This is a genomic window from Ignavibacteriota bacterium (assembly GCA_016218045.1).
Taxonomy (GTDB): Bacteria; Bacteroidota; Ignavibacteria; order SZUA-365; family SZUA-365; genus JACRFB01.
The window spans coordinates 81,241-107,929 of sequence record JACRFB010000031.1; the positions used below are offsets into that span (position 1 = coordinate 81,241).

The 26,689-nt window shown below is 61.3% G+C and carries 26 protein-coding genes; 9 read left to right on the top strand and 17 right to left on the bottom strand.

The features are described from left to right. The first annotated feature begins 71 nt into the window (after positions 1-71). Together HY962_08560 and HY962_08565 are read left to right on the top strand one after the other, a co-directional pair. Positions 72-2,087, top strand: coding sequence for an OmpA family protein (locus HY962_08560; GenBank protein MBI5646973.1), 2,016 nt, complete (start codon positions 72-74; stop codon positions 2,085-2,087). Between the two features lie 9 nt (positions 2,088-2,096). Beyond that, positions 2,097-2,639 carry a hypothetical protein gene (locus tag HY962_08565; GenBank protein ID MBI5646974.1) on the top strand — a complete coding sequence of 181 codons (543 nt, stop codon included), beginning with the start codon at positions 2,097-2,099 and terminating at the stop codon, positions 2,637-2,639. Here the strand turns inward: HY962_08565 and HY962_08570 are convergent. From HY962_08570 to HY962_08635, 14 genes are all read right to left on the bottom strand, one after another. After that, entirely contained in the window at positions 2,636-3,274 is a 639-nt protein-coding gene (locus tag HY962_08570; GenBank protein ID MBI5646975.1) for a threonylcarbamoyl-AMP synthase, read from the bottom strand. The two genes, HY962_08565 and HY962_08570, sit on opposite strands and share 4 nt — an antisense overlap. Positions 3,275-3,278: 4 nt before the next feature. Continuing rightward, positions 3,279-4,076, bottom strand: a complete 798-nt coding sequence (locus tag HY962_08575) for an NTP transferase domain-containing protein (protein MBI5646976.1) — start codon at positions 4,074-4,076, stop codon at positions 3,279-3,281. Positions 4,077-4,123: 47 nt separating this feature from the next. Continuing rightward, positions 4,124-4,522: an aspartate 1-decarboxylase gene (locus HY962_08580; protein ID MBI5646977.1), complete on the bottom strand. Its 399-nt coding sequence runs from the start codon at positions 4,520-4,522 to the stop codon at positions 4,124-4,126. Then, positions 4,519-5,379 carry a pantoate--beta-alanine ligase gene (locus HY962_08585; protein ID MBI5646978.1) on the bottom strand — a complete coding sequence of 287 codons (861 nt, stop codon included), beginning with the start codon at positions 5,377-5,379 and terminating at the stop codon, positions 4,519-4,521. The genes HY962_08580 and HY962_08585 overlap by 4 nt, the downstream gene beginning before the upstream one ends. A gap of 23 nt (positions 5,380-5,402) precedes the next feature. Continuing rightward, on the bottom strand, positions 5,403-6,242 hold the full coding sequence (locus HY962_08590) for an acetyl-CoA carboxylase carboxyltransferase subunit beta (GenBank protein ID MBI5646979.1): 840 nt from the start codon (positions 6,240-6,242) through the stop codon (positions 5,403-5,405). Between the two features lie 207 nt (positions 6,243-6,449). Beyond that, the gene (gene tsaB, locus HY962_08595) at positions 6,450-7,139 is read right to left on the bottom strand and encodes a tRNA (adenosine(37)-N6)-threonylcarbamoyltransferase complex dimerization subunit type 1 TsaB (protein ID MBI5646980.1); all 690 of its coding nucleotides are present in this window, start codon (positions 7,137-7,139) and stop codon (positions 6,450-6,452) included. Then, complete coding sequence (gene tsaE, locus HY962_08600) at positions 7,136-7,609, bottom strand: tRNA (adenosine(37)-N6)-threonylcarbamoyltransferase complex ATPase subunit type 1 TsaE (protein ID MBI5646981.1); 474 nt, start codon at positions 7,607-7,609, stop codon at positions 7,136-7,138. Before tsaE ends, tsaB begins: the two co-directional genes overlap by 4 nt. Before the next feature lie 4 nt (positions 7,610-7,613). Beyond that, on the bottom strand, positions 7,614-9,173 hold the full coding sequence (locus HY962_08605; protein MBI5646982.1) for a PglZ domain-containing protein: 1,560 nt from the start codon (positions 9,171-9,173) through the stop codon (positions 7,614-7,616). 132 nt (positions 9,174-9,305) lie between these two features. Further along, positions 9,306-10,412 carry a hypothetical protein gene (locus HY962_08610; GenBank protein ID MBI5646983.1) on the bottom strand — a complete coding sequence of 369 codons (1,107 nt, stop codon included), beginning with the start codon at positions 10,410-10,412 and terminating at the stop codon, positions 9,306-9,308. 20 nt (positions 10,413-10,432) lie between these two features. Then, positions 10,433-11,392, bottom strand: coding sequence for a hypothetical protein (locus HY962_08615; GenBank protein ID MBI5646984.1), 960 nt, complete (start codon positions 11,390-11,392; stop codon positions 10,433-10,435). Continuing rightward, on the bottom strand, positions 11,389-11,946 hold the full coding sequence (locus HY962_08620) for an adenylate kinase (GenBank protein ID MBI5646985.1): 558 nt from the start codon (positions 11,944-11,946) through the stop codon (positions 11,389-11,391). The genes HY962_08615 and HY962_08620 overlap by 4 nt, the downstream gene beginning before the upstream one ends. 133 nt (positions 11,947-12,079) lie before the next feature. Next, entirely contained in the window at positions 12,080-12,520 is a 441-nt protein-coding gene (locus HY962_08625; protein ID MBI5646986.1) for an ATP-binding protein, read from the bottom strand. 18 nt (positions 12,521-12,538) lie between these two features. Next, a complete protein-coding gene (locus HY962_08630; protein MBI5646987.1) occupies positions 12,539-12,928 on the bottom strand; it encodes an STAS domain-containing protein in 390 nt (129 codons plus the stop codon). Further along, positions 12,925-15,135, bottom strand: coding sequence for a SpoIIE family protein phosphatase (locus HY962_08635; protein MBI5646988.1), 2,211 nt, complete (start codon positions 15,133-15,135; stop codon positions 12,925-12,927). Before HY962_08635 ends, HY962_08630 begins: the two co-directional genes overlap by 4 nt. A 151-nt stretch (positions 15,136-15,286) precedes the next feature. Here HY962_08635 and HY962_08640 point away from each other — a divergent pair, with 151 nt between their 5' ends. From HY962_08640 to apaG, 5 genes are all read left to right on the top strand, one after another. Beyond that, the gene (locus tag HY962_08640; GenBank protein MBI5646989.1) at positions 15,287-16,297 is read left to right on the top strand and encodes an ABC transporter ATP-binding protein; all 1,011 of its coding nucleotides are present in this window, start codon (positions 15,287-15,289) and stop codon (positions 16,295-16,297) included. Between the two features lie 107 nt (positions 16,298-16,404). Continuing rightward, positions 16,405-17,655 (top strand): AmmeMemoRadiSam system protein B, encoded by a 1,251-nt coding sequence (gene amrB / locus HY962_08645; GenBank protein MBI5646990.1) that lies wholly within the window; start codon positions 16,405-16,407, stop codon positions 17,653-17,655. Continuing rightward, positions 17,642-18,448 (top strand): TatD family hydrolase, encoded by an 807-nt coding sequence (locus tag HY962_08650; GenBank protein MBI5646991.1) that lies wholly within the window; start codon positions 17,642-17,644, stop codon positions 18,446-18,448. Before amrB ends, HY962_08650 begins: the two co-directional genes overlap by 14 nt. Before the next feature lie 9 nt (positions 18,449-18,457). Next, positions 18,458-19,201 carry an LPS export ABC transporter ATP-binding protein gene (lptB, locus tag HY962_08655; GenBank protein MBI5646992.1) on the top strand — a complete coding sequence of 248 codons (744 nt, stop codon included), beginning with the start codon at positions 18,458-18,460 and terminating at the stop codon, positions 19,199-19,201. Between the two features lie 100 nt (positions 19,202-19,301). Then, positions 19,302-19,685, top strand: coding sequence for a Co2+/Mg2+ efflux protein ApaG (gene apaG, locus HY962_08660; protein ID MBI5646993.1), 384 nt, complete (start codon positions 19,302-19,304; stop codon positions 19,683-19,685). 77 nt (positions 19,686-19,762) lie between these two features. Here the strand turns inward: apaG and HY962_08665 are convergent, their stop codons facing one another. The 3 genes from HY962_08665 to rlmN all read right to left on the bottom strand — a co-directional run bounded on the left by HY962_08665 (position 19,763) and on the right by rlmN (position 24,518). Further along, complete coding sequence (locus HY962_08665; GenBank protein ID MBI5646994.1) at positions 19,763-22,366, bottom strand: ATP-dependent Clp protease ATP-binding subunit; 2,604 nt, start codon at positions 22,364-22,366, stop codon at positions 19,763-19,765. Positions 22,367-22,653: 287 nt separating this feature from the next. Continuing rightward, the gene (locus HY962_08670) at positions 22,654-23,286 is read right to left on the bottom strand and encodes an ABC transporter permease (GenBank protein ID MBI5646995.1); all 633 of its coding nucleotides are present in this window, start codon (positions 23,284-23,286) and stop codon (positions 22,654-22,656) included. Positions 23,287-23,423: 137 nt separating this feature from the next. Further along, positions 23,424-24,518: a 23S rRNA (adenine(2503)-C(2))-methyltransferase RlmN gene (gene rlmN, locus HY962_08675; protein ID MBI5646996.1), complete on the bottom strand. Its 1,095-nt coding sequence runs from the start codon at positions 24,516-24,518 to the stop codon at positions 23,424-23,426. A 336-nt stretch (positions 24,519-24,854) separates the two neighbouring features. On the opposite strand from rlmN, the gene HY962_08680 reads away from it, so the two are divergent. Continuing rightward, positions 24,855-25,646: a hypothetical protein gene (locus tag HY962_08680; protein ID MBI5646997.1), complete on the top strand. Its 792-nt coding sequence runs from the start codon at positions 24,855-24,857 to the stop codon at positions 25,644-25,646. Further along, positions 25,630-26,688, top strand: a complete 1,059-nt coding sequence (locus HY962_08685) for a hypothetical protein (GenBank protein ID MBI5646998.1) — start codon at positions 25,630-25,632, stop codon at positions 26,686-26,688. The genes HY962_08680 and HY962_08685 overlap by 17 nt, the downstream gene beginning before the upstream one ends. The last annotated feature ends 1 nt before the right edge of the window (position 26,689 follow it).

A 26,689-nucleotide genomic window follows, 5' to 3' on the forward strand; every position in this document is an offset into this window, starting at 1 on the left:
TTGCAGTCGCGCGGACGCTAGCTCCCGGCTCTCCAATTTTTGTATATTACGCGATCCAACCCGAGGACCCGATGAAACGCCTGTCGGCATTCTTCCTGACGCTTCTTCTCTGTGCGGCACAATCCGCAATCTCACAACCGGCCGCTGATCCCGATTCGATGCGCGCCGGTTTTGGTGTGTACGGCAATTATAATCTGAACTTTCACACGGCCGAGTTCAGCAAACTTCCGGGCATCCCGAACTGCTGTCCGCGTTTCGAGAGCGGGGATGGGACGGGTTTCACGGCGGGTGTGCTGTACGTGTATCCGCTCGAACGCACCATGTCCATCGACATCCGCGCGGGTTACACAGGATACAGCGCGCTGCTGTCGTCGCGCGAAGCGACAACAGTCAGCATTGTCGGTACCGCCGCGCCGGGCGAATTTGAACACACGATCGACGCGACTCTGTCGTCCGTTGGAATCGAGCCGCTCTTTGATTACCGCTTCTGGAAATCGCTGTCGTTTATGGCGGGTCCGCGTCTCGGACTCGTGCTGTCAAGATCCTTCGAGCAGAAGGAACAGATCGTGGTTCCGGCCGACCGCGGCGTGTTCATGGATACGCAGACGCGCACACGGAATGTGCTCAGCGGCGACATACCCGACGCGGGATCGATACAACTTGCCCTTCTCGCGGGACTCCGCTATGAAGTGCCTCTCAACCGCGATCGCACGCTCGTGGCCGCTCCCGAAATCATCTTTGCCTACGGTGTGACGCCGGTCGTCAGCGGCTTCTCGTGGAACGCGCACACATTGCGCCTGGGCGCCTCGGTGCGCTGGCTTCCGAAGGAGAGTGCGCCACCGCCCCCGCCGCCCCCGCCACCACCACCTCCTCCTCCCCCGCCGCCGCCGCCGCCCCCCGCGCTGGCCGCATCCATCACCGCCGCCGGTGTGGACAAGGACGGTACCGAGCAGCCGCTGGTCCGTGTGCGCGTTGAAGAGTTTATCTCCACCGAGATGCGGCCTCTGCTGCACTACGTGTTTTTTGATGAACAGTCCGACGCCATCCCTGCGCGCTACGCGCGCCTCTCGAAGGAGCAGGCAGAGGCCTTCGACATGCCCGCCCTCCGTTCGACAGGCACCATCGAAATGTATCACAATGTGCTTAACATCATCGGGCGCCGTATGCGCGCGAATAATTTCGCCACACTGACGCTCACGGGTTGCAACAGCGACGAAGGAGCGGAGAAGGGCAACACCACCCTGTCGCGCAACCGGGCAATTGCGGTGCGCAATTACCTGCGCGACGTATGGGGCGTGCCCGAATCGCGTCTGCGTGTCGTGGAACGCGGTCTGCCGGAAACTCCCTCGCGTGTCACCGAGCCCGACGGCATCGCCGAAAACCGCCGCGTCGAAATCTCCGCGAGTGACCCCGCAATTCTCGACCCTGTCATCACCGGCGACACGCTGCGCACCGTCACGCCGCCGGTCATGCGCTTCTACCCGCGCGTCGAAGCGGGAGCGGGTGTCGTGGACTGGCGCCTTACCGCCCGGCAGAGCGGCCGCGTGCTGAAGGAGTGGACCGGCCGCGAGATGCCGCCCGCGTCGCTTGTCTGGAATGTGGCCGAGGAACGCACCAGCATCCCGCGCACCAACGAGCCGATCGTGTACGCGCTGCGCGTCCAGGACGCGGCGAATCAGACTGTGGTCACTCCCGATTCGCTTATCCCCGTGGAGCAGATCACCATCCAGAAAAAACGCGCCGAACGGCTGGCCGATCTCGAGATCGACCGCTATAACCTGATCCTCTTCGATTTCGATTCGCCCGCGCTCAACGCGCGCAACGTGCGCATCGCGGAATTCATCAAACCGCGCATCGCGAAGAATTCGAACGTCAAGGTGACCGGGCATACCGACCGACTGGGCGAGACTGAGTACAACCTGCGCCTGTCCGAGGGCCGCGCGCGCTCCACCGCCTCGGCGCTCAATGCGAGCAACGCCGTGGTGCAGGGCGCCGGCGAGTCATCCATGTACGACAACGAAACGCCCGAAGGACGATTCTACTGCCGCACGGTGAGTGTTGTTGTCGAGACGCCGGTCTCCAAATAATTCCGCCGTATGAAGCGCCTCGCCGCCTTCATCCTTCTTGCCTGTGTCTGTGCCTGCGCCGCGCCTCTCGCGGCGCAGGTGCGTTCACCCTTCCCCTGGCTGCCCACCAACTTCGACACCACGGTGAACGGCAATTATCGCGGCGCTAAAATCACATCACGCGCGCAACTCGATTCACTCAAGCGAATGTACGGGGTGCGGACGGTGATCAACCTCGCCAAGGATGCACTGCCGAAAAGCGGGGGCACCGAAATCGAATGGACGCGCGAACTCGGCATCGAGTACGTGCCCGTCTATCTCGGCACCAATCCGCCATCACCGAAGGACTGGGAACGTATACGCGCGCTCCTGCAGGGAGGGGGCGTGTACGTGCATTGCGCGCACGGGGCCGACCGCACCGGCGCAATCATCGCAAAGTATCGCACCGACGTCGAGGGCCTCACGCCCGCGGACGCGTATCGTGAGGCGCGCCGCTTCGGCTTCAAGCCCTGGCTCGGGGCGCTCCGCGCCTGGTTCGGATATCCGTCGGAACAGGAATCGCGCGGACGCTAGATGTACTTTTCGGCCAGCTCGAGGCCGAGCCCGCGGCGGACGATCGACGGGACGTCGTCGGTGAGATCGATCATCGTCGAGATCTCGCCCGTGTAGGGCGAACGGTACACGCCCTCGTCGTCGATGATGATGTCGACGAAACTGTCGAACTGCTCGAAGAGGTCCTCGATGTCGGGCGCGTCTTCGACGTCGGGCAGACGTGCCGACATCGAGATCAAGGGATTGTCGAGCTGCTTGATCAGCACCTGGCAGATGATGTGATCGGGCACGCGGATGCCGGAGGTCTTCCTGCGCGGATTCTGCACGAGTTTGGGAACAAGTTTTGATGCGGGCAGAAGGAAGGTGTACGGACCCGGCACGAGATGCCGCAGCACCTGATACGATGTGTCGGAAATGTGCGCGTACTCGGCGATGTCGGAGAGGGAGGAGGTCACGAATGTCAGCGGCTTGTCGTCCGACAGCCGCCGGATCTTCCGGATGCGCTCGTGGCCTTCCTTGTTCTTGATGTCGCAACCTATCGCGTACACGGTGTCGGTGGGATACAGCATCACCGCGCCGCGGCGCAGACGGTCGACGATTTCCGTCATCAGCCGTTGCTGGGGATTGTCGGGGTGCAGTACGTATCGGTCGGCCATGGTCTCACGCGTGTACTGTGCGATTGTCGTATCCGCCGTCAGCCGCGGTGCCGTGTGTGGCGGCGTACACACGTTCCATCTCGAGGAGCTGCTCCACGGTGTTGACGCCGCGAATCTCGTCGAACGATTCGACGATGCACGGCTCCATCCTCCGTCCCTCGCGTGCGAACATCGCAAAGACGTCGGGCAGGTAATACTCGCCCTGCGCGTTGTGGTTGTCGACCCGCGCCAGGGCATCGAAGAGGTCCGCCTTGCGGAAGACGTAGATGCCGCTGTTGATTTCGTTCACCGCGCGTTCCTCGTCGCTTGCGTCCTTGTGTTCGACGATGCGCAGTATCCGCCCGTCGTCGCCGCGGATCACGCGGCCGTATCCTGTCGGATCCGGCAGCACGGCTGTGAGGACGGTCACCGAGGCGCCGCTCTCACGATGGCGCGCAAGCATGCGTGCCGTGGTCTCGGGCCGCGTCATGGGCGCGTCGCCGCTCAGGATCAGTACGTCGCCCTCGAACTGCGCGAGCGCGGGACCCGCCTGCATCACCGCGTGCGCCGTGCCGAGCTGCTGCTCCTGCACGGCGATCGAGACGTCGGGATGCGCCGCGCGGAGAAACTCCTCCACGCTCTCGCGCTGATGACCCACGATGACGATGATGTTTTCCGCCGCGTTTTTCCGCGCGAGTCCGATGACGTGGTCGACAAGCGGCCGTCCGCCGAGGGGATGCATGACCTTCGCGAGCGAGGGATTGTTCATGCGTTTGCCTTGGCCGGCGGCCATGATGACGGCAGCGAGAGGAGAAGAGGACATGATACTCCGAAAATCGGTCGGGAAGGGTGCCTGGGGCTGTGTCTCTGTCAGCAGTTGAGGAAATCGGCGTGCATCGGGCGGTCGGGCGCCGTCAGCACATCCTTCATCTTGTTGTCGGAATCGACCAGCACGATGGTGGGATGATGGCCGCGCGCCTCTGCTTCCTCGAACTCGGCGTAGGTGATGATGATGATCTCGTCGCCCACGTGCCCGAGCCGCGCCGCGGCGCCGTTCAGACAGATCGTCCCGCTGCCCGGATCACCCGTGATCGCGTAGGTCTCGAAGCGGTTCCCGTTGTTGACGTTCACCACCGACACCTGTTCGAAGGGCAGGATGTTGGCAAGGCGCATCAGCTCGATGTCGATGGTCAGGCTGCCCTCGTAGTACAGCTCGGCTTCGGTGACGCGTGCCCTGTGGATTTTCGATTTGCACATGCGGAGTCTCATGGCCGCGGTATTTCCTGTAATAACGTATTGTCGATGAGTCGTGTGGATCCGACCTTCGCGGCGATTGCCACGAGCAGGGGACGCATACAGTCCGCCTCGGGGTCGGTGAATGTTTCAGCGTCCATTACCGCCACGTAGTCGACATCCACTCCCGGGGTCGACGCGAGTTCCGACCGCACCGCGCCCGCGAGTGCCGATGCGCGCCGTTCACCGCCCGCGTACAGGGCCGACGCGGATTCGAGCGCGCGCGACAGCGCCAGCGCGCGCTGTCGCTCCTCGGGCGAGAGGTACACGTTGCGCGAACTCATCGCCAGACCGTCGGCCTCGCGGACGGTGGGCTCTACAATGAGGGCGGTATCGAAGTTCAGTTCCTGGAGCATGGCGCGTATGACGGCTACCTGCTGTGCATCCTTCTGACCGAAGACGGCCACGTGCGGCCGCACGATATTCAGCAGTTTTGCGACGACGGTCGCGACGCCGTCGAAGTGGCCCGGACGCGACGCGCCCTCGAGCACCGACGCGAGTCCGGCGATGCTGACCCGGGTCGAAAATCCCGGCGGATACATCTCGTCCGTCTCCGGTACAAACAACAAATCACATCCCGCCTGTTCCGCAAGCGCCGAATCACGCGCGAGATCGCGCGGATAGCGCGAAAAATCCTCCTTCGGACCGAACTGCGAGGGATTCACGAATATGGACACGGCGGTGAAATCCGCCTCGGCGCGTGCGCGGCGGATGAGCTGCAGATGCCCTTCGTGCAGGTAGCCCATCGTCGGGACAAAAGCGATCCGCCTTCCGTCGCGGCGCAGCGCGTCCGTCGTGCGCTGCATGTCGCGTATGGCGGTGATGGTTTTCATGGGAAGGAGCGATGCGGAAATTTCTAGACCATGTGGCGGAGCAGCCGCGCGATCGTTTTCCGCATATCCTTGCGCGGTACCACCAGGTCGAGGAAACCTTTCTCGAGAAGGAACTCGGCTCGCTGAAAACCCTCGGGCAGATCGCGGCCGATGGTCTGTCGAATGACGCGCGGACCGGCGAATCCGATCAGGGCCTTCGGTTCGGCGATGTTGATGTCGCCCAGCATTGCAAAACTCGCCGTCACGCCGCCCGTGGTCGGGTCGAGCATGATCGAGATGTACGGGAGCTGCGCCGCGTGGAGCTGCGACAGTTTTGCGCTCGATTTCGCCATCTGCATCAGTGAGAAGGCGCCCTCCATCATGCGCGCACCGCCGCTCATTGAAATCAGTATGAGCGGGCAGCGCAGGCGCAGTGCGCGGTCGATGGCACGCGCGATTTTTTCGCCCACGACGGAACCCATGCTCCCGCCGATGAAACCAAAATCCATCGCCGCGACCGAGACGGTGATGCCCTCGATCTTGCCGGTTCCGGCCCGCATTGCGTCATATAGGTCGGTCTTGTCGATCGTCGCCTTGATGCGGTCGGTGTACCGCTTGGTGTCGGTGAACTTGAGCGGATCGGTGGCCCGCATCTTGCGGTCCTGTTCCGTGAACGAACCCTTGTCGAGGAGGATCGAGAGGTACTCCGTGCTGCCGACGCGGAACGACGCCTCGCAATGGATGCAGGTGTACATCGCCGTCTGCAACTGTTTGACGTGCATCATCTCGCCGCAGCTCTCGCATTTCAGCCACGAGCCGTCAGGTGCCTCCCGCTTCGCGGGGGCCGGAGTGATGCTGCTTTTATCTCGTTTAAACCAGGCCATGGTCTCGTTCTCCTCTTTCTCTGTCTCTCCGTGCCGGAATTGATCGATGATGCCGGCGTTCCGGTGGAACACGATTCCTGACAGCTTTCCGCCGGCATGCTGCGGGCGGGTGTGATGCCGGACGGGAAGTGCGGGCAATGAGGCGAACGGCGATTGCCGTTCCTCTGAAACCAACTATAATACGAATCTTTCGGGAAAAATCGCGGTTTACCTGCCAGCGATTTTCGGGGTTGTCGTCCGGAACTCGCGGAGGTACTGTGGCTCGCATTCGTCGATGGAGTCGTGCCGCCCCTCAGCATGCAGACGTTCGCCGAGCAGCGCCACCGCTCCGGCGTGTGCGCCCGCATCCGTGCCGGGCAGTGCGCGGTACCTGCCGTCGGACAAGGCGGCCTGCGCGGCTGCCGCGTCTCCCGCCAGCCAGGTGCCGTCGGGGAGTCCCGGAAGGATCGTGTCGAGTGTGCCCGCGAGAGGCCCGGCCGCCCGATGCATGGTTCCCCCGTGTATCTCGTAGCGCGCTGCGTACACGTCGCCTCCGCGCGCGTCGAAAGCTGTTACCAGAGTGGCATCGGCCGCCGGTATGCCCGATTCGGCGATGTGCAGGGCAAGCGCATCGAAGGTCGGTACGGCCACCAGGGGAATATTGCGGCTCATGGCGATCCCTTTCGCTGCCGCCATGCCGATGCGCAGTCCGGTGAAGGAACCGGGTCCGGCCGACACCGCGACCGCGGCAATCCCGCTCCAATCCGCCTGTGCGTTCTGGAACAGTTGCGCCGTGACGGGCAGCAGCAGCTCGTCGTGCAGATTCCCTCTGAGTAGTAGGATACTCGCGAGCAGACGCCCGTTTTCTACAAGTGCCACGCTCAGCGTGCGTGTCGCGGTCTCGATCCCGAGTATCACTGCATCGACTCCATGTCACCCGTCTCCTCGAGGATCGACGATCCCTGGTCGGCGACAAGTACAACCGTGTAGCGTCGCTCGGCCTCGTTGCCTCCGTGCTCGCAGAGTATTTCCCAGCGCGGGAAGGGAAGCAGGGCCAGCATTTTCTCCGCCCACTCGACAAGCACCACCGCGTCGCTGTCGAACATTTCATCGAGGCCCGCCTCGAACATCTCGTCGATGCTCCGCAGCCGGTACACGTCGCAGTGCAGCACGTGCCGCACACCGCGGTATTCGTTGACGATGGTGAAGGTCGGACTGCTCACCTGTTCTTCACACGCGTACGCCGCGCACATTCCGCGCACCCAGGCGGTCTTGCCGCTGCCCAGATCGCCGGATAGCGCGACGGTCGCGCCCGGCTCCAGCGCGCGCGCAAACGCGCCCGCAAGCGTGCGCGTCTCCTCTTCGCTGTGCGTGAGATGCGCCTGCATTGCCTCAGCGCGGCTGCATGGTGATGACCGGCAGCACCAGCTCTTCCATCGAAATGCCGCCGTGCTGGAAGCTGTCGCGGTAGTACGCCAGATACTTGTTGTAGTCGGTCGGATACACGAAGTAATAGTCTTCCTTTGCGATCACGTAGTTCACGGTCATCCCGCGATTGGGAAGACGGTACTCGGCGGGTTTCGGAATGAGCATCGCCTGCTTCGGATCGGCCTTGACGTTGCGGCCGAATTTGTAGCGGAGATTGGTCGATGTCTCACGGTCGCCCAGGGCCTTGGTGCCGCGCATGCAGCGCACGCTCCCGTGATCGGTGGTCACGATCACGGTGGCGTCGGGGAACTTCGCAATCTGCCGGAACATCGCGAACAGCGACGAATGGGTGAACCACGAGCGTGTCAGCGAACGGTAGGCCGCCTCGTCGGGCGCGATTTCCTTGAGTATGGGCGTGTCGGACCGGCTGTGCGCCAGCATGTCGACGAAGTTGACGACGATGGCGGTCACGTGATTCTTCGCGAACGAGGCGATGTTCCCCACCATCTGTTTGCCGTACTCGGGATCGATGATCTTGTAGTACTTCAGCTCGGTGCGGAGCCGTATGCGGCGCCGCTCCAGCAGTTTCTCGAGCAATTCCTTCTCGTTCTTGTTCATCGAATAGTCGTCGTCGTCGCCGCGCGACCACAGCCCGGGCAACACGCGGTCGATGTCGCTCGGATACAGCCCGCTGAAAATCGCGTTCCGCGCGTACGGCGTGGCCGACGGCAGTATGCCGAGATAGAAGTCCTTTTTGATGGAATAGAGGTCGTGCAGGTGTTGCTCCATGATGAGCCACTGATCGTATCGCATGCAGTCGATTACGAAGAAAAACACCGGGCCCTTGTTCTCGATATGCGGCACCAGGAAACGGTCTACCACGTTGGGCGACAGCACCACCGATTCGTCCTCGATCCAGTCGCGGTAGTTTTTTTCCACCACCTTGCAGAACTCCTGATTGCACTCGCGCCGCTGGTCGGCGACGGTCTGCTGCAGCCCGAGTTCGGGGTGCTCGTCGAGTTCGCTCTCGCGTTCGACGATGCGCCGGTACATCGACGTCCATTCCTCGAGATCCATCGGTCCGAGCAGTGAACGCGACACCTCGTTGAATTCCTGGATGTAATCCTGCGCGGTGCGCGAACCGAGGATTTTACGCCCCTCGAGGATCTTCTTCACCACAAGCAGGATCTGGCTCGGATTCACCGGCTTGGTCAGGTAATCGCTGATCTTTTCGCCGATGGCCTCCTCCATCAGCGCTTCCTCCTCGTTTTTTGTGACCATCACGACGGGCAGTGTCGGCCGCACATCCTTGATGCGCGCGAGCGCGGCTAAGCCGCCCATGCCGGGCATCGATTCATCGAGGAGCACGAGGTCCACCGGCGTGTTTTCGACCCAGCTTATCGCGTCGGCCCCGTTCGTGACGGTGTGGACTTCGAAACCCTTCTGCTCCAAAAATAGAATGTGGGGCTTGAGGAGTTCCACCTCGTCGTCGACCCAGAGAATGCTGCCCTTGTTTTCGCTCATCAGGTGAATGTCCCTCGTCTGTGACGGAATGCGCGCGGCGCGCGTGAAAAAAAAACTTACAAAACCACGCCGGGGCAAACAAGGCAGAGTCTGACGCCCGCCGTCATCGCTCTGCGGGCAATCACGCGCGGACTAGAAATGATACGCGGCACCGCCCCCGAATATCACGTGTTTGCTGAGTCCCGCGCTGAGAAACACATCCACCGGCCCGAACAGGGCCGCCACTCCAAGCGTCCCCTTCACGGTCAGATCGTCGAGACTGATGCTGGCCCTTTGGGGATCGATGTCGTAGCCGATCTGGTCCTTGATCGTCTGCGGCAGTGTGAATGTGTACGTGCCGGAAGACGAGAGGTACTCGATGGATATGCCGGCAAACGGCTCTATCCAATCGAAGCGGCGGCTGGCGTGGATGTTGGCCGAAAGCATGTCGGTGGCCGCGTCGAGTTTCGCGCGCGTCGTACCCACTGTGTTTTCGATGGTGGAATGTTCGTAACTCACAAGCACCGCGAGATCGACAGGGAACGACTCGAGTCCGCCTAGACGCGGATTCGTGAGCGTGTTGCTGATGCTGTGACGCAGTGCCACACCGAAGAACGAGAACTTGCCGATGTTTTTATCAAAGGTCACCGGGGGAATATAGCGGAGCAGCATGTCGGTGGAGGCAAACGTCCCGATGCGAAGCTGCGGAATGGCCGCGAAAACGGTGGATTGATTCGTGCCGTTGGTGAGCTGCAGCGAATCGGGCAGAAGCTTCAACTGATCGGGCGGAACGAACCACAGATATTCCTTCGGAATGCGGAACCACGACCCCGTGCCTCCGAACACGGTCGCTGTGGTCAGTGTCGGCGACATTTTCCCGTCGCGCACGGCGGGTTCGAGCACGAGCGATTTGAAGGCCTTCAGCGTGTCGCTGTCGGTCGGTCTGACGGCGTAGGGAATGTGCCCCGTGTAGTTCCGCTGATCGTCGCGCACCCAGGTGTAGACGGTCTGTACCGAGAATTCGAAAGACAGACGGTCGGTTTTCTCGACATGGGCCGAGTGGTAGAAACCATGATTCGCTCCCACGTTCGACACGATGACGAGCGGTCCCATGAACCCGCTTGCGTTCTCCCCGAAAAGCTGTAGCGAAAATTCCTCGAGCAGACGTTTGGTAAAACCCTGATCGAACTGCGCGCGCAGCGGAGCGGGGAGCAGAAGCACAAGAAGCAGCGCGCAGAGCGCCGGGATACGTCGTACCATGATCGTGGCTTTCGTGGTTGTCAGAGATGCAATCCCGCGCCGAGTGTGAAGTTGTCCTGCACACCGAAACTGTATTCGGCGTTGACATCCACAAGTGGCAGGAAGGTGAGGGTGACGCCGATCGTGAAGCGGAAATTGACGCGTGCAAAATCGAGTTCGATGCTCTGCGGCGTGCGCAGTTCCGCGGGCAGATCGGGCGAGGTGGGCGTATAGGTGTACGCCACGCGGATGTCGTAACTCTCGTAACCGAAACCTCCGTACAGTTCCGCGATCGCGATGGGCAGACTCGCATGCACGTTCGCGTTCAGGTTCGAGACGTGCATGATGCGGCCGATCTCGAGCCGCTGCGCCGCGGCCATCACCGCGATGTCGAAGGGCAGGCGCAGGTAATTCGTCGGACTGTGTTTCACGCCGATGCCGACAAAGCTGATCTTTCCGATCTCGGGATCGAAGGTGATGGGCGGAATGCCGCGCACCATGATCTCCGTCGCCGCGACCGATCCGATCGTGGCGTGCGGCAGCATCACAAAGGTGCTGCGCAGCCCGTTGCCACGCGGCAGGGCGATGTCGGGATACGGGTTGCCGGACGGATCAACCTGTCCTGAATGAAGCACGGCGCCTTCACCCCCGAAAACCGTGGCCGTCGTCACACGCGCGGGATACCCCAGCGCGACGAGCGACGAGGGGAGCAGCGCGACAAAGGAGGCATCACTCTCGGGCACGTACGTCCAGACGCCGCGAAGACCGAACCAGATGTTCAGTCCCGAATCCACGCGCGCGGAATGGTACAGCCCGCTGTTGAAGCTGTAGCCGATCGCGTCCGCGCCAGGACGCAGATAGTCGCGCGCCAGCGCCTCGACGCCGAGTGTGCGTATGAGGTCGCCCATCGACTGGGCGCGCGCGGCGGGCGCGAGGAGGAACATCAGCACTGCGGCGCCAAGGCGGAGCAGCAGCGCCCGCGATCCGCGCGTGGGATTCATGCGGTGTGTCCGAGTGCCTCGAAAATGCGTTCGGTGATTTCGGTGATGTCGCCGACACCGTCGACGTCACGCAGTATGCCGAGTGTCTTGTAGTAGCCGATGAGCGGCTTCGTGGTCTCGTGATACACGTCGAGTCGGCGTGAGATCGTGTCGAAGGTGTCGTCGGAACGTCCACGCTTCATGAGGCGGTCGATCAGCTTGTAATCGGGAACAAGCAGGTTGACGACCACGTCGAGAACGGCGCCGCGCTCTTTGAGCATCGTTGCAAGTTCGTCGGCCTGTGCCGTAGTCCGCGGGTAGCCGTCGAGCAGGAAACCCCGTGCCGCGTCCTCGTCGCCCAGTCGGTCGCGCACCATCGCGTTTGTCACGGCGTCGGGAACAAGCTCGCCCGCGTCCGAGTACCGCTTGGCCTCGATCCCGAGCGGCGTCTGCTTCGTGATGTTCGCCCTGAAAAGATCGCCGGTCGAAATATGCGGGATGGAGAAATGCGCCGCGACGTACGCGGCTTGCGTGCCTTTTCCGGCGCCCGGCGGGCCGAAGAGAATCAGGCGCATGCGAACCTCAGATTTGGTGGATGCGGTGGTTGCGTGCTCCGTCACGAAGGAGTAGTGAAAAGTACGGATTTTTCTCCGGCCTATACAACTGGCCGGAACCCGTTCCGCATCCGATAATCCGAGCCCCCGCGCTTCAGCGGTGCAGGTACTTCACAAGACGGATGCTGTTCGAACGGCCCTGGCGGACGTCGTACTCCACTTCGTCCATCAATCGTTTCATCAGCACAATGCCCAGGCCTCCCTTGCGCGGCTTCAGGAAATACTCCCGCATGTCGGGCATCGTGTAATGTGTCGCATCAAAGCCGACACCGTTGTCGTGGATCACGACTGTGAAGCGCAGGTCGTCGGACGTGCTGACGGTGAGGCGGATGCGCCCGTCGGGATTGTCGCGGTACGCGTGTTTGATGATGTTGGTGCAGGCCTCGTCAACCGCCAGCTCGATGTTCGATACGTCGTCGTCGCCGAAACCGAATGTGCGGGCGGCTTCGGAGACGAAACTCCTGGCCTGTTCCAGCAGCTCTGTTCTGCTGCTGATCTCCAGCGTGCGTTCGATGTGTGGAGTCGACGTTGTCACGGTCTGCTACCCGGTGAGTTACTCGCCCGTTCCGTGTTTCTGGTACGGGCTGTCCGCCGGATTGTTCCGGAATCGATCGATCGCCTCGGTTTCTTCGCTGTAAATCTCGTACAACATGGGGAAGCCGAGCAGGTCGAAGACGTTGTACACACGCGGGGACATGCTCGTGAGCTTGATGTCGCCGCTGTTTTTGCGCACGTCCTCGATGAACTGCATCAGCACGCCCAGTCCCGCGCTGCTGATGTAGGCGAGATCGCGGAAATTGACGACCAGGTTGAACCGGCTGCTGTCGATGCTTTTTTGAAATGCATGTTCCAGATCAGGAGCGGTGTGCGCGTCCAGATATCCTTTGAGATCCAGGACCGTCACTCCTTCGATCTGTCGGATTCCGACCTTGAAATCGCTCATACGGCTGAACCTCCTGATGCGGAATAATATCGTTCGTCAGTCATAGTCTCGTGTCGTGTCGTGGTGCCGTTCCAGCGGAGCACCAGCAGGGTCAGATCGTCGAGTGCTTCGCCGTTGCCGGTGAATCTGCGAACGGCGTCGATGATTGCCTCTCCAATGCTGCGCGCGCTTTCGCCCGCGTGTTTTTCCGCTATGTCGGCAAGACGTTCAAAATGGAACTCCTCGCCGTTTTTGTCCCGTGCTTCCGTCACACCGTCGGTGAAAAGCACGATCACGTCGCCGGGAGCCAGGACCAGCCCTTCCTCTTCGATGGAATCCGCGAACCTTTCGGTGGGGTCGAGTCCGAGTCCCATGCCGTTCGGTCGCAAATACCTGGAAGAGCCGCCGGAAATATACAGAAGAGGACAATGTCCCGCACGGGAAAATCGCACGGAGCCGCTCTGTATGTCGAGTACGGCGTAGAGCAGGCTGATGAACGATTTCCGGTCCATCGTCCTGCACAAGGTGTCGTTCATGCGACGGAGCAGCGCCCGCGTCGAGGTCATGTCGCCGCTCATCGACTGGAATATGCCCTTGACCTGGGCCATGTACAGCGCGGCCGATACGCCCTTGCCCGACACGTCGCCGATGGTGATGCCGAGCTGCCGTTCGTCGAGCGCGACCATGTCGTAGTAATCGCCGCCTACTTCGAAGGCCGGGATCGACTCGGCGTACACGTCGTATGTCTCGGCGATGGGAAGCAGGGAGGGAAGGAGGCTGCGCTGCATCTGCCGCGCAAGCAGCAGTTCCTGCTTGAACCGTTCGCGTGATAACGATTCCGCTATGAGCCGGCTGTTCTCGAGGGCCACCGACACGAGGTCGGCAAAGGCCGACGCGCCCTGAAGCAGATCCTTGTCGAATTCGTACGCGGTCTTTTTATGGATCGCAAGCAGTCCGACAATGCCGCCGTACGCGTGCAGCGGCAGCAGCGCGAGTGTGCCGGCCGGCACCGCCGCGCCCGTGTGGTCGATGCGCCGGTCGCGTTGAAGGTCGTGAATCGTGACACCTTTCCCCGTTTCGAGGACGAGTGCGTGCAGCGGACGCCCGTCGCTCAAGCGCAGGGCGTTGCGCTGTTCCTCGCTCATGTTGCGGAGCGAGACGGTGGTGGGCAGCGGCGTGCGCTCGAGCGCGGCTTCGCGGTCGGCGGGCCGCTCGGGCGTGTCGCGGTACACCTCGGCGGGGAACAGTTCGATCCACGCCGAACCGCCCTCCGTGATATCGAGCGCCAATTGTGTCGATGTCGAAAGCAGATCGTCGAGGTCGAACACTTCGGTCACAAGGCGGCTCATGTTCTGGAACGACGAGATCTCAGCCTTCTTCCGGTCGAATTCCTTCGCCGTGGGAAGGTGCATGAGGGTGCTGGCGAACCCGAGTCCCATGTATATCGCGCCGAACAGCATCGTGGTCGAGAAAAATGCGTCCATCACGGGATGGAAGTACGCCAGTGCCGATTTGTACACGTCGCTGTCGGCGGCGCTGAGATCGAACACGGAGGCGTCGACCGCCAGGATGATGAAGAACACAAAGCCGAAAAACGAGAGTCCGAGATTGGCGAGTTTTTCGCGCCGGGTCAGCACCAGGATCCACGAGAACCGGAACGAATTCACCACCATCATCAACACGAGACCGAAGGACACAAAGATGTACGTGGCGCCGCCCTCTTCCTGCCGGATGGAGAGGATCGAAAAGACCAGCGCGTAGGCCGCAAAAAATCCGAGCATCACCAGGTAGTTGCGCCGGGTGTTGCGCCGGCGTTTGATGAAGATCAGCTCGGTGAACGTGAACAGGAGCAGGATCGACGCGATGCCCGACGCGATGCCCATGATGAGGGTGACGATCACACTCGTAATGCCGTCGGGCACGAGCCGTCCGTCCATGTTTTCGAACGAGATCATGGAGCCGATGCGGAACAGTCCGAGGGTCACGAGCAGCACTGTCGCCGTGATGACGGTACTGCCGATCATCTGCACAGGATTTGGTTCGCCGTCCCGCTGACGGCGCGTCCAGGCCACCGCAAAGGTCCCAGCCCCGGCAAGCAGGAGCAGTCCGTGGAAGAGGTCGCCTCCGGCGGACGATCGCACCAGGGCCTGCCGCGCGATCATGTAGACAAAATCGGCCGCGAAGGTCACACCCGAGAGCAGGAACAGTAGTCGGCGATTCAGTGTCATGGTTCAAGTATCGCGAATTTTGGGCGAACGTGAAAAACCTTCGGGCACATCCTCCCGTGTACGCGCGCGGAATGCGCTTGTTGCGTTCCCGGCGCCTTGACGAGGTGCGGCTTTCCGCGTATCTTCCAACGAGGATCGACGCAGCCATTCCATGCCCATACTCGACGTTCGTGACGTACACAAATGGTATCCGCTTCAGAACGGATGGACAGCGGCGTCCACCTCGTACCTGCGCGCGGTCGACGGGGTCACATTTACCATCGACAGGGGCCGTGTACTCGGACTCGCAGGCGAATCCGGTTGCGGAAAATCCACCCTTGCGCGGGTCGTGCTCCGGCTGGTCAAAGCAACAGCCGGATCTGTGTCCTTCGACGGCCTCGACGTGCTGGCCCTTCCGCGCGAGGAGCTGCGTCGCATCCGCAAGCGTATGCAGATCATCTTTCAGGATCCCTTCTCCTCCCTGAATCCGCGGCTCTCGATCGGGGCCATGCTGTCGGAAATTCTCCTTGTCCACGGCATCGCCGCGCGGGCGCGCGACACCGACGCGCGCATCGGCGCACTGCTCGAGACGGTCGGGCTCAACACCTTCCATGCACGCAGATATCCGCACGAGTTCTCGAGCGGCCAGCGGCAGCGTATCGGGATAGCACGCGCGCTGGCCGTCGAACCCGAGTTCATCGTGTGTGACGAGCCCGTGTCCGCGCTCGATGTATCGATTCAGGCGGCCATCATCAATCTGCTGCTCGATCTCAAGGAAAAATTCGGACTGACCTATCTTTTTATTTCGCACGACCTGCACGTGCTCCGGCATATCGCCGACGATCTCGCCGTGATGTATCTCGGACGCATCGTCGAGATTGGTCCGGCGGCCGCCGTCACAACCGAACCGCTTCATCCGTATTCGCGGGCGCTGGTGGCCAGCATGCCCGCGCCGGTGCCGGGCCGTCCTGTCGCGCATACCGTGCTGCATGGCGAAGCGCCGGGCGCCGTCGATATACCCGGGGGATGTCCCTTTCATCCCCGCTGCCCCGAGGCGCAGCCCGCGTGCGCCTTTGTGCAGCCACGGCTTGCGACGGTCGCGGAGGGACGTCTCGTCAGTTGCCTGCTCTATCCGCAATGCCACGAGGCGGGCGGGATTGCGCGCGCGGAGTCCGTGTCATGACGGCATCACCCGCGCACGAACTTATTGTGCGCGGGATTTTTCCATGTAATGCGGACCGGAATTTTCCCGGCGGCCGCGGCGTTTTCTCCACCTAGAAATCCAACCGTATGACCGATCGCGAGAACAGCGACTACACGACGCATCCTATTCCACCGCTCCGCCTTGATCTTGAACCGGTTCCCGTCGAATCGGAAGGCGAGCAGATCCTTATACTTCGTGATCCGAACGGATACAGCGAGCGTGTTCTCTCGCTTTCGCTGCAGGCGTGGACGCTGATGCTCGCCTTCGATGGCGAGCTGAACGCGACACAACTCAGCGATCGCATCTTCGACGCCGATGCGGTGCGCCTGCCCGCGGAACAGATAGCCGGCCTCGCGCTCCTGCTCGACAACGCGGGATTCCTGCACAATCAGCGCTTTGAAGCACTCCGCGCCAGGGAAGACGCCGCGTTTGCGAAACTCACAGTGCGGCCTGCCGTCCACGCGGGACAATCGTATCCGTCGAAGGCGCCGGAACTGAAGGCGTTTTTTGATGCGCTGTTCGTGGATGCCGCCGCTTCCCAGCACGCGGCGCCGATCGGAATCCTGGCTCCACACATCGATCTGAAGATCGGTCCGCATGTGTACGTCCCCGCCTATGCATCGCTGCGCGACGCGGAACCCGACACCGTGGTCGTGCTGGGCACGAGTCACTACTCGAGCGAGGATCTGTTTCTCCTCACGGGAAAACACTTCGAAACGCCGCTCGGCGTCGCGCGATGTGACACGGAACTTCTGTCGCTGCTGCGTGAAAAAACAGGCGACAAGTTCACCGGCCGTGATGCGGCCCACAGGCGCGAGCACTCTATCGAGTTCCAGATTCTTTTCCTGCAGCACGTCTTCCGCGAGCGTATGCCCCGCATCCTGCCCGTGCTCTGCACCTCCTTCGAATACACGCTCGAGTCGGGAGGACCGCAGGCCGATCCCCGGTACCGGCGTTTTGTGTCCGGCTTCCGCGAGGCGCTCGTCGAGTCCGGCCGCCGTGTCGCGTACGTCGTAAGTGTCGACTGGTCGCATTTCGGCCGGAAATTCGGCGACACCGAAGACGCCGCCGCGCTGCTCGACAGCGTGCGGGCCTCCGACGCGCGGCAGCTCGACGCGCTCGCGCGGCTCGACTATCCCGATTTTGTGGCGCAGCTCCGTTCCACGATGAACGGCACGCGCATCGACGGATTCTCGTGTATCAGCACCTTCCTCGATATCGCCGTGCCCGACCGCGCGTCCCTGCTCGCCTACGACGTCTGGCACGAGGAAGAGCGCGCCTCGGCCGTCTCTTTCGCCGCGATGTCATTCTGGAGGGATCGAAATGGAGTTCATTGACACCCACTGCCATCTGTTCTGGGACGACTTTGTCGAGGACCTCGACGCGGTGCTTACGCGCGCGCGCGCGGCCGGCGTGGGGCGCTTCATCGTGCCCGCCACCACGCTCGACACCATGCGCAGCGCGGCCGATATCGCGGACAGGCATCAGGGCGTGTACGCGACCGCGGGCGTGCACCCGCACGACACGGCCGCGCTCCCCGACGGCGCGCTCGAGATGATCGAGGAACACGCGATGCGGAGGCGCTGCGTGGCCATCGGCGAGATCGGCCTCGACTACTACTACGACTACTCGCCGAAGGAACGGCAGTGGGAGGCCCTGCATGCGCAGCTCGCCCTCGCCCGACGGCTCGATCTGCCTGTCATCCTGCACAACAGGGAATCCGACGACGATCTGCTGGCGATATGCGCCGAACATCAGGATGGAGCGCTGCGCGGCCAGTTCCACTGCTTCTCATCCTCCCCCGCGTACGCCGAACGTGTGCTCGCGCTCGGGTTTCACATCTCCTTCACAGGCAATGTGACGTATAAAAAGAGCACTCTGTCCGATGTTCTCGCACGAGTGCCCGACGACCGCATTCTTCTTGAAACCGACGCGCCGTTTATGGCCCCCGTGCCGCACAGGGGAACGAGAAACGAACCGGAGCGGATCCCGCTGATCGCGGCGAAGTTCGCGGAGCTGCGGGGCTGCAGTCTCGCACACGTCGCCGAAGTGACAACGCGCAACGCCGTGGAATTGTTCCGTCTACCCGACCTTACGCAACGGGTTGGACATGATGCCACGAGCGGCTAGATTGCCTGCATGAACGCAACGCCGCGCCTCCTCCGGGCCGAAGGCCTCAAGAAACGATACCGCAAGCGGTATGTCGTGAAGGGCGCCAGCGTGTCCGTGCAGCAGGGCGAGATCGTCGGTTTGCTCGGGCCCAACGGGGCGGGCAAGACCACCACGTTCTATATGATCACCGGGATGATCAAACCGACCGAGGGTGAGGTGTTCCTCGACGGCGAACGTATCACGCCGCTGGCCATGTACAAACGGTCGCGCAAGGGCATCGGATATCTGCCTCAGGAGGCGTCGGTATTCCGCCAGATGACGGTGGAGGAAAACCTGCTCGCCATCCTTGAGGTGACCGGCGTCGGCCGGGACGAACGCAAGCGGCGCGCCGAGGAACTGATGGTCGATTTCAACATCGCGCACATTCGGAACAGCAAAGGATACATGTTGTCGGGCGGGGAAAGACGGCGCACCGAAATCGCGCGCGCCCTCACGACCAACCCGAGCTTCATCCTCCTCGACGAACCCTTCGCGGGCGTGGATCCCATCGCCGTCGAAGACATCATGCGCATCGTCATCGCGCTCAAACAGCGGAATATCGGTGTGCTGATCACCGATCACAACGTGCATGAGACACTTTCCATCGTCGATCGCGCCTACCTGCTTTTCGACGGCGATATCCTCATGGAAGGCGATTCGGAAAAACTGGCAAACGACGCCGACGCGCGCCGCATCTATCTCGGCGAAAGCTTCAAGCTCGATCGGTACTGATCGGTATCCCCGGAAACTTCCCACCCTGATCCCGCGTTACGTGGTGAAGGGACGGGGCAATGTCCTCGCAACTTCGATAACACGAGAGAGGAGGTCGACCATGGTACCATACACAGAAACAACCCAGGGAGTCACCATTCGCGTGCAGCCGTTTTTCCTCGAGGAACGGTCCAATGTTCTCAAACGCGAGTTTTTTTTCGTGTACTTCATCGTCATCGAGAATCACGGCACATCGAACGTCCAACTCCTGCGCCGCCGCTGGCAGATTCACGATTCGGCTGGTGAGGAGTATGTGGTCGAGGGCGACGGTGTCGTAGGCCAGCAGCCGGTCATCGCCCCCGGCGCAAATCACCAGTACAACAGCTTCTGCGTGCTCAAATCGTTCGAGGGTTCGATGGAGGGGACGTATCTCATGCAGCGTGAGGACGGCTCCACGTTCGAGGCGGTTATACCGCGTTTCTCGCTCCGCGCCTGGAATAACTGACGCAGGCGGCTGGTACGATAAGAAAACAGGCAGCGTCGTATGGCGCTGCCTGTTTTTTTTCTGTGGAGGAACGAATCTCAGGGTTTGTCCTGACCGCTCTCGCCCTCGAGCACCGGCTCGTCTGATTCGGACTGCGTGTTGGCCGCGGGCGGTTCGTTCAGCGGCGCGGGCGCCGGAGCCGAATCGGCGGCGTGACCGAAGGCGAGCGCGCCCGCCTCGGCGTTGAAACTTACGCTCACGTTGCTGCCTGCGGGGAAATTGCCGCGGAGGATTTCTTCCGCCAGCGGATCCTCGACATAGGTCTGCAGAGCCCGGCGCAACGGACGCGCGCCGAAGGCCGGATCGTAGCCCTTTTCGACGATGAAATCTTTTGCCTCCTGCGTGAACTCGATGCGCAGTCCCATGTGGTCGATGCGCTCGAACAGTTTGCGCGTCGCGATGTCGATGATCGAGTAGATGTGATCCTTCGACAGGGGATGGAAAACGATGGTCTCGTCGATACGGTTCAGGAATTCGGGATTGAACAGGCGCTTCATCGAATCCTCGAGCGTGCGCCGCATGTCGTTGTACGTGTTCTCCTCGCGGGGGGCTTCGGCGAAACCGAACTGCCCGTGTTTTTTGATTTCCCGCGTGCCGACATTCGACGTCATGATCAGGATCGTGTTCTTGAAGTCGATCTTGCGTCCAAGTCCGTCGGTGATGAGACCATCGTCGAGTACCTGCAGGAGGATATTGAACACGTCGGGGTGGGCCTTCTCGATTTCGTCGAGCAGAACGACCGAGTAAGGCTTGCGCCGGATTTTTTCGGTGAGCTGGCCGCCTTCCTCGTAGCCGACATAGCCCGGAGGCGCGCCCACGAGGCGTGAGACGGAGAATTTCTCCATGTACTCGCTCATGTCGATGCGCACAAGCGCGTCTTCCGAATCGAACAGGTAGCGCGCGAGCACCTTGGCCATCTCGGTTTTACCGACACCTGTCGGACCGAGGAACACGAAGGAACCGATGGGACGGGAAGGATCCTTGAGACCGGCGCGTGTCCTGCGAATTGCGCGGCTCAATTTGTCGATGGCCTCGTCCTGTCCGATGATCTCGCGTTTGAGTTCTTCCGACATGCTCAGCAATTTCTGCGATTCCGACTGCGCGATGCGGTTGACGGGAATGCTGGTCATCATCGAGACGACGTCGGCGATCACCTCCTCGTCCACATCGTGCACGATCGACTGCGATGCGCTTTCCCAGTTGCGCTTGGCCTCCTCGAGGTCGTGCAGCAGGCGCTTCTCGATGTCGCGCAGGCGCGCGGCCTCCTCGAAGTTCTGGTTTCGCACGACCTGGTTCTTCTGGAGCTTGATCTTCTCGATCTCCTCCTCGAAGGTGACGATCTCCTGTGGCACGACGATGTTCTGCAGATGCACGCGTGCACCCGCTTCGTCGAGCACGTCGATCGCCTTGTCGGGCAGGTAGCGGTCGGTGATGTAGCGGTCGCTCAAACGGACGCACTCCTCGATGGCCTTGTCGGTGAAGCGCACCGCGTGATGCTCTTCATACTTGTGTTTGATGTTGCGGAGAATCTGTATCGTCTCGGGCACGGTGGTGGGATCCACCATGATTTTCTGAAAGCGGCGGTCGAGCGCGCCATCCTTTTCGATGTACTGACGGTACTCGTCGAGTGTTGTGGCGCCGATGCACTGTATCTCGCCGCGCGCCAGGGCGGGCTTGAACATGTTCGATGCGTCGAGCGAACCCGACGCGCCGCCTGCGCCCACTATCGTGTGCAGCTCGTCGATGAAGAGGATGATGTCGGCCGCCTTTTCAAGCTCGTTCATCACGGCCTTCATGCGCTCCTCGAACTGGCCGCGGTACTTCGTGCCCGCGACGAGGGCCGCAAGGTCGAGGGTCACGACGCGCTTGTTGTGCAGCACGCGCGAGACCTTTTTCTGGATGATGCGCAGCGCGAGACCCTCGGCGATGGCGGTCTTGCCCACGCCGGGCTCGCCGATGAGCACCGGATTGTTTTTCTTGCGGCGGGAAAGGACCTGGGCCACCCGTTCGATTTCCTTCTCGCGGCCGACTATCGGATCGAGCTTGTCCTCGATCGCCAACTTGGTCAGATCGCGTCCGAAATTGTCGAGCACGGGTGTCTTCGTCCGTTCGGAACGGCGCTCGCCACCGGATCCGCCCGCGGCGCCGCCACGTGCCGGCTCCGACGGAGTCGACGAGGCCTCGCCGCGCGGGGCCTGCGACGGTTTGCCGCTCAGGATATTGTCGAGTTCGTTGCGGACTGTATCGTACTGCACGGTGAACTGCGCGAGGATCTGCGCCGCGATGTTGTCGTCGTCACGAAGCAGCGACAGGAGGAGATGCTCGGTGCCGATCACTTCCGACTTGTAGAGCTTGGCCTCGAGATAGGTGATCTTCAGCACCTTCTCGGCCTGCTTCGTCAGCGGGATGTTTCCGATGGTCAGTGTGCCGCCGGAGGACCGGACCGTGTCCTCGATGGTCTTTTTGATTTTATACAGATCCGCGCCAAGGTTCCGCAGAATCTTGACGGCGATCCCTTCGCCTTCCCTGATAACCCCCAAGAGCAGGTGTTCCGTCCCGATATAATCGTGACCGAGCCGCAATGCCTCTTCGCGGCTGAGCCGGATCACTTCCTGCACTCTATTCGAGAAATTGCCTTCCATGGTGTCTTCCGTAATCTAATGGGACTGATGCCTGAACACGCCCGGAGCGGGAATCGTTTCGCGACATCATAACAAAATACCACCGCACCCCGGTGGGAACAAGGCAAATACGTGTCGGACCCGTTCCCTGCTGCTGTCTCCTCACGTGGCTAGCCCTTCCCGCCATCGCAGAACATGGTCCCACGGAAGCTGCCTCTCGCCTGTTCTCATGCGTGTACCGTCTTGCACCGCTGTGTTCAGAACAGATCGGCATTCGAGATGAAAATCGATCTCAGACCGCACTACGCTCAGAAAATGACCATCCAAAGGGCATAATCCAGGATCAGAATCATTGCGGCTGAAATGACGAAGGCGCGGATGGTGGAGAGACCGACGCCTTCAGCGCCGCCGCTTGTGCGGAAGCCGATATGGCAGCCCAGTATCGAGGTCACGCCTCCGAAAGCGACGGCCTTGACAAGACCAGAGATCACATCCTTCGATTCGAAAAACCGCTGCACACTTCCGAAAAACACCTGTGAGGTGATGCCGAGGAAGAAGTTCGCGACGAGGAAGGCCCCGATCAGCGCTATGGCATTGGCAAAGACAACAAGCACGGGCATCATGATCACCGCGCCCACAAAACGCGGCATCGCGAGATAGCGCACGGGGTCGATGGCCATACTTTCGAGTGCGTCGATCTGCTCGGTCACTTTCATCGTGCCGAGTTCCGCGGCGATCGATGCGCCCACGCGTCCGGCGATGACGATGGCCGAGAGGACGGGGCCCAGTTCGATAAAGATCGCGCGGCTCACCGCACCGCCTATGAGGGAGAAGCTGATCATGCCCTGGAATTGATAGGCCGCCTGCCACGACGACACCATGCCGGTGAACAGTCCGATAATCAGAACGAGTGGAAGCGAGCCCACGCCGATATGCGCCATCTGCTCGAACACGAGACGGCGGTCGCGCCATATCCGGTACGTGCTGCGGATGATGCGAACCTGCAATGAGGCGACCTCGCCCACTTCGCGGACGAAACGCAATGTGCGTGCGCCGAGCCGGTCGATGCCAAACGCCGTCATGACGTCGTCACCGCGCGTTTCCGGATGTGGGATCGCACCGCGAGCTGCCCGCAGGCGGCGTCGATGTCGCGGCCCGAACTGCTGCGCAGCATCACGGTCGCATTGCCCGCGCGCAGCGCCTCCGCAAAACGTTCGATTCGGGCCGGAGGACTGGGCCGCAGTTCGAGGCGCGGCGGATGCGAGAGGGCGGAGTCGATGGGGTGGAAGGGTATCAGATTCACCTTCGACGGGACGCGCCGCATCAGCCGCAGCAGCCGTTGCACGTCGGCCTCCGTGTCGTTCAGGTCGTCGAACAGGATGTACTCCCACGTTATGCGACGTCTCGTTGCGCGGTAGTAATACTCGGCTGCCGCAATCAATTCCGACAGAGGGTATTTGCGGTTAATGGGCATGAGGACCGACCGGAGCGCATCGTCGGTGCTGTGCAGCGAGATGGCGAGTTTGGCCTTGCGCTGTTCGTCGGCCATGCGTCGTATGCCGTCCACCAGACCCGCTGTCGACACGGTGATATGGGCGGATCCCACCCCGCAGGTGGTTTCATGCGTGATGAGGTCGATCGACTTCATGGTCTCGTCGTAATTGAGCATCGGTTCGCCCATGCCCATGTACACGAGATTCGTGATACGCTGGCCGCTCGCGGCGAGCGCCCCGAAATACTGTCCCACGATTTCCCAGGCGCGCGCGTTGCGGCGCATTTTCATCGAGGCGGTGGCGCAGAACGCGCAGTCGAGCGGACACCCGACCTGCGTCGAGAGACAGAGAGTCAGCCGTTTCGGCCTGCCCGCTTCCTCGGTCTCCGACGGAATTAACACCGTCTCGACACGCAAATCGTCTTCAAGTGTAAACAGGAATTTCCGGGTTCCATCTGCGCTGTTCTGTTCGCCTGCGATCACCGGATGTGTGATGCGGAAGCTTTCAGCCAGAGCTGTTCTTTCCGCCTTCGGCAGATTTGTCATCAGCCCAAAATCGGTGACGCGCCGGTTGTACATCCAGTAAAACACCTGCTCCGCCCGGTACCGAGGCATTCCGCGCTCCTGTAACAGCGAGCGCAACTCGTCGAGTGTTTGTCCGAACAGGTTGAGGGCTTCCATGCATGAAATCTAACACTATCCGCGAGAAGGGGAAAGGGAGAATGGTGAAGGGGGATGGGGGGAGGGGGATGGGGGAAGAGGGTAGAGGGAAGGGGGAAGGGAAAGAGGGTAATAGAGCTAGCCATGTGATGGGGGAAAAGTGTACATTTGATGATGTTTCGGATGAGAAAACGATGCCGATATTCCGCCGCTGTTCTAACCGCGTTCCTTGTGGTCTGCACATGGAGTGCTCCTGCACAAGAGCGTTCCGGAAACGTCGAGCAGGATTCCGCGCGCTCAAAATCGGACAGTCTTGTCTCTTTAGTACCCGCGCAGCGCGGAGTCGATCCGTGGCGTTTGTCACTCATCGGAGGCGCGGCTCTGGGCACACTCGGTGCCACGTACGCGTATCTCGAAGACACCTGGTGGGCCGAAAAGCCGACGAGTTTCCACTTCGATGACGGTGGTGATCTGAAGTATGCGCATAACATCGACAAACTCGCGCATTTCTACGGCGGTTCCATCGCCGCCGACATGTTCACCCGCGCCCTGCTCTGGTCGCGGGTGCCCGAGCGCAGCGCCGTCTGGCTGGGATTTGGGCTCGGCGTCTTTGTGCAGATGGTCATCGAACTGAAGGACGGTTTTGCGCCGCGCTGGGGCTACAGTGTGTGGGATGTGGGGATAGGCAGTGCGGGAGCGCTGTACTACACCGCAAAACATTACTTCCCGGCTCTTGCCGCGACCGATGTGAAATTCAGCTACTGGCAGTATTCGGACAAGTACTTCTCATGGATCAAATCCGGCGGGGGCGCCACCTGGAACGACGACTACATCAATCAGACGTACTGGCTCTCGTTCAAGGTGAATTCGTATCTGCCCTCCTCGAGCGAAAAGTACTGGCCCGACTGGCTGGCTGTCGCGATTGGCGTCGGCGTGGATGACGCGCTCGACGGCTATGAGAAGAACAACACAAAACTCCATCCCGGCAATCTCGAGATTTTTCTCGCGCTCGATGTGGACGTGACACAGATCCTCCCATCCGATAACGGACTGTGGGAAACGATAAAGCACTATCTGAATTACATCAAATTCCCCGCGCCCGCTGTGCGTCTCACCCCCACGACTGTCTGGTATGGCCTGTATTTTTAGCCGGTTTCAGCGCAACTTTCTTCCCATCGTGATGCTGATCGTCACCACGGGCTTCTCTCTGCATGCACAGGTGAGCGCGACACGTTCGGAATCCGCGAGCCCGGGCATGGATGAAACGGCCGGCACAGCGGTGATTACGCGGCATGGCGGCCCGGAAAACGGATACAACGATCTGAAAATGCAGCTCCGTTATCCGTTGCCGTCGTATGCGGCCACAGGCATTGTCGAGGATCCATATCCCGTGCCTTTCGAGGGGTACGATCCCGAGCACACGCGTATACGATGGGACCACGCGGCGATCATGGGCGGAGCGCTCACGATCACCATCACGGGTGTGCACATGTACCAGATGAACGCGTGGTGGAAGGACCAGCGCACGTCGTTTCACTTTACGGAAGACGCCGCATACGCGCTCAATGTAGACAAGGCCGGCCACTTCCTTGGCGGCGCGTTCTGCTCGTTCCTCGGCAGGAAATCGGTGGAATGGGTGGGTGTGTCGCGCGGGGCCTCCGCCGCCTGGGGTTCGGTGATCGGCGCGCTCTTTGAACTCTATGTCGAGTTCGAGGACGGTTTCGCGCGAGACTGGGGCTTCAGTCCCGGCGACGCCTACGCCGATCTTCTCGGCGCCGGATGGATGTACGGCCAGTACGCGGTGCCGGGCATGGAGCACTTCCAGCCCAAATTCACCTATTTCCCGTCAAAGAAATACCGCGACGGCCTGCATCACGGCAACGCGATCGACGATTACGAAGGGCAGACATACTGGATGGCCGTCCATATACACGGCCTGCTTCCCGCCTCGTGGCAGCGCTGGTGGCCCGAGTGGCTCGCGCTCGCCTTCGGCACCTCCGTGCGCGACATGGATAATCCCGATAAAAAGCAGCGAAATATCCTTATCGCGCTCGACTACGACATGACCAAGATCATCCCCGGCGAGAGCTGGTTCATGCGCACCTTCAAGGAGGCGCTCAACTTCCTGCATTTCCCCTCGCCGGCGATCCGTATCTCGCCCGACTTTGTGGGATACGGGCTCTACTTCTGAA

What these genes read in the sequence shown, in the direction of transcription:
- tsaE (MBI5646981.1), bottom strand. Translation starts at nt 7,609, where the DNA reads ATGCAGGCGCATCTCACGCACAGCGAAGAGGAGACGCGCACGCTTGCG.
- apaG (MBI5646993.1), top strand. Translation starts at nt 19,302, where the DNA reads ATGGTACCATACACAGAAACAACCCAGGGAGTCACCATTCGCGTGCAG.
- HY962_08610 (MBI5646983.1), bottom strand. Translation starts at nt 10,412, where the DNA reads ATGGTACGACGTATCCCGGCGCTCTGCGCGCTGCTTCTTGTGCTTCTG.
- HY962_08640 (MBI5646989.1), top strand. Translation starts at nt 15,287, where the DNA reads ATGCCCATACTCGACGTTCGTGACGTACACAAATGGTATCCGCTTCAG.
- HY962_08650 (MBI5646991.1), top strand. Translation starts at nt 17,642, where the DNA reads ATGGAGTTCATTGACACCCACTGCCATCTGTTCTGGGACGACTTTGTC.
- HY962_08560 (MBI5646973.1), top strand. Translation starts at nt 72, where the DNA reads ATGAAACGCCTGTCGGCATTCTTCCTGACGCTTCTTCTCTGTGCGGCA.
- HY962_08670 (MBI5646995.1), bottom strand. Translation starts at nt 23,286, where the DNA reads ATGGCGCATATCGGCGTGGGCTCGCTTCCACTCGTTCTGATTATCGGA.
- HY962_08570 (MBI5646975.1), bottom strand. Translation starts at nt 3,274, where the DNA reads ATGGCCGACCGATACGTACTGCACCCCGACAATCCCCAGCAACGGCTG.
- HY962_08565 (MBI5646974.1), top strand. Translation starts at nt 2,097, where the DNA reads ATGAAGCGCCTCGCCGCCTTCATCCTTCTTGCCTGTGTCTGTGCCTGC.
- rlmN (MBI5646996.1), bottom strand. Translation starts at nt 24,518, where the DNA reads ATGGAAGCCCTCAACCTGTTCGGACAAACACTCGACGAGTTGCGCTCG.
- HY962_08580 (MBI5646977.1), bottom strand. Translation starts at nt 4,522, where the DNA reads ATGAGACTCCGCATGTGCAAATCGAAAATCCACAGGGCACGCGTCACC.
- HY962_08590 (MBI5646979.1), bottom strand. Translation starts at nt 6,242, where the DNA reads ATGGCCTGGTTTAAACGAGATAAAAGCAGCATCACTCCGGCCCCCGCG.
- HY962_08575 (MBI5646976.1), bottom strand. Translation starts at nt 4,076, where the DNA reads ATGTCCTCTTCTCCTCTCGCTGCCGTCATCATGGCCGCCGGCCAAGGC.
- HY962_08665 (MBI5646994.1), bottom strand. Translation starts at nt 22,366, where the DNA reads ATGGAAGGCAATTTCTCGAATAGAGTGCAGGAAGTGATCCGGCTCAGC.
- HY962_08615 (MBI5646984.1), bottom strand. Translation starts at nt 11,392, where the DNA reads ATGAATCCCACGCGCGGATCGCGGGCGCTGCTGCTCCGCCTTGGCGCC.
- HY962_08635 (MBI5646988.1), bottom strand. Translation starts at nt 15,135, where the DNA reads ATGACACTGAATCGCCGACTACTGTTCCTGCTCTCGGGTGTGACCTTC.
- HY962_08630 (MBI5646987.1), bottom strand. Translation starts at nt 12,928, where the DNA reads ATGAGCGATTTCAAGGTCGGAATCCGACAGATCGAAGGAGTGACGGTC.
- HY962_08620 (MBI5646985.1), bottom strand. Translation starts at nt 11,946, where the DNA reads ATGCGCCTGATTCTCTTCGGCCCGCCGGGCGCCGGAAAAGGCACGCAA.
- HY962_08585 (MBI5646978.1), bottom strand. Translation starts at nt 5,379, where the DNA reads ATGAAAACCATCACCGCCATACGCGACATGCAGCGCACGACGGACGCG.
- amrB (MBI5646990.1), top strand. Translation starts at nt 16,405, where the DNA reads ATGACCGATCGCGAGAACAGCGACTACACGACGCATCCTATTCCACCG.
- HY962_08685 (MBI5646998.1), top strand. Translation starts at nt 25,630, where the DNA reads ATGGCCTGTATTTTTAGCCGGTTTCAGCGCAACTTTCTTCCCATCGTG.
- lptB (MBI5646992.1), top strand. Translation starts at nt 18,458, where the DNA reads ATGAACGCAACGCCGCGCCTCCTCCGGGCCGAAGGCCTCAAGAAACGA.
- HY962_08605 (MBI5646982.1), bottom strand. Translation starts at nt 9,173, where the DNA reads ATGAGCGAAAACAAGGGCAGCATTCTCTGGGTCGACGACGAGGTGGAA.